4 protein-coding genes and 2 tRNA genes are annotated in these 3,534 nt (G+C 56.7%); 4 read left to right on the top strand and 2 right to left on the bottom strand.

All coding sequences use genetic code 11. The annotated features are described in order from the left end of the window. Both AB7E14_RS21750 and csdE read left to right on the top strand, forming a co-directional pair. Window positions 1-527, top strand: a 527-nt coding sequence (locus AB7E14_RS21750) for an aminotransferase class V-fold PLP-dependent enzyme (protein ID WP_428169947.1), incomplete at its 5' end; no start/stop codon positions are given. Then, window positions 527-973, top strand: coding sequence for a cysteine desulfurase sulfur acceptor subunit CsdE (gene csdE, locus AB7E14_RS21745; RefSeq protein WP_044328719.1), 447 nt, complete (start codon window positions 527-529; stop codon window positions 971-973). The genes AB7E14_RS21750 and csdE, both read left to right, overlap by 1 nt. A 52-nt stretch (window positions 974-1,025) precedes the next feature. Here csdE and tcdA read toward each other — a convergent pair whose 3' ends face one another. Both tcdA and mltA read right to left on the bottom strand, forming a co-directional pair. After that, window positions 1,026-1,832 carry a tRNA cyclic N6-threonylcarbamoyladenosine(37) synthase TcdA gene (gene tcdA, locus AB7E14_RS21740; RefSeq protein ID WP_428169946.1) on the bottom strand — a complete coding sequence of 269 codons (807 nt, stop codon included), beginning with the start codon at window positions 1,830-1,832 and terminating at the stop codon, window positions 1,026-1,028. Window positions 1,833-1,939: 107 nt separating this feature from the next. Next, a complete protein-coding gene (gene mltA / locus AB7E14_RS21735) occupies window positions 1,940-3,037 on the bottom strand; it encodes a murein transglycosylase A (protein WP_316962033.1) in 1,098 nt (365 codons plus the stop codon). 207 nt (window positions 3,038-3,244) lie between these two features. Between mltA and AB7E14_RS21730 the strand changes: the two genes are divergently transcribed. Next, a tRNA-Met gene (locus tag AB7E14_RS21730) sits at window positions 3,245-3,321 on the top strand. Between the two features lie 63 nt (window positions 3,322-3,384). Then, window positions 3,385-3,461: transfer RNA gene (locus AB7E14_RS21725), tRNA-Met, on the top strand. The last annotated feature ends 73 nt before the right edge of the window (window positions 3,462-3,534 follow it).

Raw genomic sequence — 3,534 nt, 5'->3', positions numbered from 1 at the left:
CCGGTATCGGCGTGCTTTACGGCAAACCGGCGCTGCTGGAGGCCATGTCGCCATGGCTCGGTGGCGGTAAGATGATCAACGACGTCAGTTTCGAGGGCTTCACAACCCAGGCCGCACCGCGGAAGCTCGAAGCAGGTACCCCAAACGTCGCTGGCGTGATTGGCATGAGCGCCGCGCTGGAATGGCTAGCCGATGTTGATATCGTCCAGGCGGAAAGCTGGAGTCGGGGGCTGGCTACGCTGGCGGAAGAGGCGCTGGCCCAGCGTCCGGGATTCCGCTCATTTCGCTGTCAGGACTCCAGTCTGCTGGCCTTTGATTTTGCTGGCGTTCATCATAGCGATATGGTCACCCTGCTGGCGGAATATGGTATTGCGCTACGTGCCGGTCAGCACTGCGCGCAGCCGCTGCTGGCTGAACTTGGCGTCTCGGGTACGCTACGTGCCTCATTCGCACCGTATAATACCCAAAGTGATGTGGATGCGTTGATCAACGCCGTTGATCGCGCCCTGGAAATACTGGTGGATTAATGACTAGCCCAATGTTTGCCGGACACCCGTTTGGCACAACCGTAACCGAAGAGACGTTGCGTCATACCTTTCTCCCGCTGACCCAGTGGGAAGACAAATATCGACAGCTGATTTTGCTCGGTAAACAGCTGCCGGCACTGCCCGACGATCTCAAAGCGCAGGCTAAAGAGATCGCGGGCTGCGAAAATCGCGTCTGGCTGGGATATACGCGCTCTGAAAAGGGCACTTTACACTTTTTCGGCGACAGTGAAGGTCGCATCGTGCGCGGACTGCTGGCGGTATTACTGACCGCCGCAGAAGGGAAAACCGCAGCGGAACTGCTGGCCCATTCGCCGCTGGCCTTGTTTGATGAACTGGGATTACGCACGCAGCTCAGCGCGTCGCGCAGTCAGGGGCTGGAGGCACTCAATGAAGCGATCGTCGAAGCGGCTCACGCTGCCGGATGACGACGCAGGCTCGTCTTCCGGCCTGCGACGCATTGCCTCGCGCAAGAGAATCTCAGCCCTGACGCGCCGCTTTTGCCATCATCTTTTTCAACGCATGGGATACTGCTACAAAACCGAACGTGGCGGTAACCATCGTTGCCGCACCGAACCCCGACGCACAGTCCATTAGTTTGGGTCCTTCCGCCGTCGCCTTCGTGGCGCACACACTACCATCAGACTGCGGATACACCAGCGCTTCCGTTGAAAACACGCAGTCGACGCCGAGTTTGCCTTTGCTGTTTTTCACGACGCCAAAATCGCTTTTCAGTCGTTCGCGCAGTTTCGCCGCCAGCGGATCCTGAATCGTTTTCGCCAGGTCAACAACCTGAATCTGCGTCGGATCGATCTGCCCACCCGCGCCGCCGGTGGTCACCAGCGGGATCTTATTGCGCCGACAGTACGCAATCAGTGCCGCTTTTGGCCGCACGCTGTCAATGGCGTCAATCACATAGCTAAAGCCTGCGCTCATGTATTCTGCGACGTTATCCGGCGTCACAAAATCATCGACTACCGTCACCCGGCACTCGGGGTTAATCTGGCGGATACGCTCAGCCATCACCTCGGCTTTCGCCAGCCCAACAGTGTCGCGCAGAGCATGGATCTGGCGGTTGGTGTTAGTCACGCACACGTCATCCATATCGATGAGCGTAATCGCGCCAATCCCGGTTCGCGCCAGAGCTTCTGCCGCCCAGGAACCAACGCCGCCGATCCCAACCACGCAGACATGCGCATCGGCAAACAGTTGCAAGGCTTTTTCACCATACAGACGCGCGGTGCCGCCAAAACGCTGACGCCAGGCATCACTGATAACCACAGACATAACACCTCAAATTCATTGATATTGAACGGTATGACTGCCTGATGGCGGCTGCGCCTTATCAGGCCTACCCGATGATGTAGGCGGATAAGCGAAGCGCCATCCGACAACTAGCCGCTGAACACGTTACCTGCGCCCGGTGCGCTCTTCAGCACCCACACGCGACCATAGTGATTGTACCATCCTGCGCGGTGTCCGGCGTCTGGCCCGATGCCCTGGTAAATGTCAAAATGCTGGCCTTTAATCGCCCCGCCGACATCCAGCGCCACCATCAGGCGCAGTTCATACTGCCCGTTAAATTTCCCGTTGTTGTCCAGCAGCGGGACTTCGGCGAGCAGCGTGGTGCCTGCCGGAATAATACTGCGGTCAGACGCCACCGACGCGCGACCAATCAGCGGTACAGCACTGGCGCCTTTCACCGGGGCAAAAGATTGCGGTTTAAAGAAGACGAATGACGGATTCTGCTCCAGCAGCTCACGCACTTCTGCTTCGCTGTGGGTTTCGCCCCAGTGGCGAATCGCCTGCATCGACATATCTTCTTTCTTCACTTCGCCTCGATCGATCAGTACTTTGCCGATGCTGCGATAGGCATGCCCGTTTTTCCCGGCATAGCTGAAGAAGTTCAACGGGGAGCCGTCGCCAAAATCGATATAGCCGCTACCCTGCACGTCCATGATGAAGTTATCCATCAGAGAGTTGCTGTACGCCAGAATGTAGTTCTCGCTCAGTGCGCCCGCGTAAATCTCCGCGCGAGACGGCAAGCGTCCCCGTTTCGGCGGCATGCGATAGATTGGGTACTGGAATTCGCCCTGACGCGTATGGCGCGCCTGAATCACCGGCGTGTAGTAACCGGTAAACTGCACGTTGCCGTAGTTATCGGCACCTTCCATCTGCCAGGCGTCGAGACCAAACTGGCGCATGGTGCGCGTATCGCCGCCAGAGCGCAGCCAGTCCTGCACCGCGTTATAAACGTTGCTTTGATTGCCGTACAGACGCGGAGAAGCACTGCGGATCTGTTTGACCTGCTCGGCAAAATCGCCGGCGTTGATCGGTGCGCCGATGGCATCCGGCTGGTTCACCAGTGAGAAAGGCTGGGTAAACTTCCCGTCTTTATACTGCTGTCCGCGATCGGTTGGTTTAGAGGAACAGGCAGCCAGCATTGCAACCACCGCGCCCATGAGAAGGTAACTTACCCAACGTCCTTTCATTGTTCTCTTCTTTTAGCTGTAAATCATGCGTCATGAAGATAACAAACCCGGCCCGCTAATGAAACGAGCACCGCTGCCCAGACGCAAATTTTGCACATTATTTAAACTGAAATGCCTTGTTTTTGTTCATTTTCATCCCGAAACCGTGATCCAGGTGAAAAAAGGGTTGCATGAAAATGTTAGCAGAGTATAGTGCGCATCCACGGACGCGGGGTGGAGCAGCCTGGTAGCTCGTCGGGCTCATAACCCGAAGGTCGTCGGTTCAAATCCGGCCCCCGCAACCAATTAAAATTTGATGCAGTACATGCTTCTGCAAAGCAGCTTAAAATGCGCAGCAGAATGGCGGACGCGGGGTGGAGCAGCCTGGTAGCTCGTCGGGCTCATAACCCGAAGGTCGTCGGTTCAAATCCGGCCCCCGCAACCAATCAAATTTTGATGCAGTATCTAATTCTGCAAAGCAGTTTAAAAATGCGAAGCAGGAAGACGGACGCGGGGTG

It is taken from the genome of Citrobacter sp. (assembly GCF_050252275.1).
Taxonomy (GTDB): domain Bacteria; phylum Pseudomonadota; class Gammaproteobacteria; order Enterobacterales; family Enterobacteriaceae; genus Citrobacter_A; species Citrobacter_A amalonaticus.
Note: the sequence above shows the minus strand (reverse complement) of the source record. Positions and strands in the feature narration are given on the sequence as shown.

Bases quoted from the DNA above. Each gene is read 5' to 3' on its own strand.
- csdE (WP_044328719.1), top strand. From the start codon at position 527: ATGACTAGCCCAATGTTTGCCGGACACCCGTTTGGCACAACCGTAACC.
- mltA (WP_316962033.1), bottom strand. From the start codon at position 3,037: ATGAAAGGACGTTGGGTAAGTTACCTTCTCATGGGCGCGGTGGTTGCA.
- tcdA (WP_428169946.1), bottom strand. From the start codon at position 1,832: ATGTCTGTGGTTATCAGTGATGCCTGGCGTCAGCGTTTTGGCGGCACC.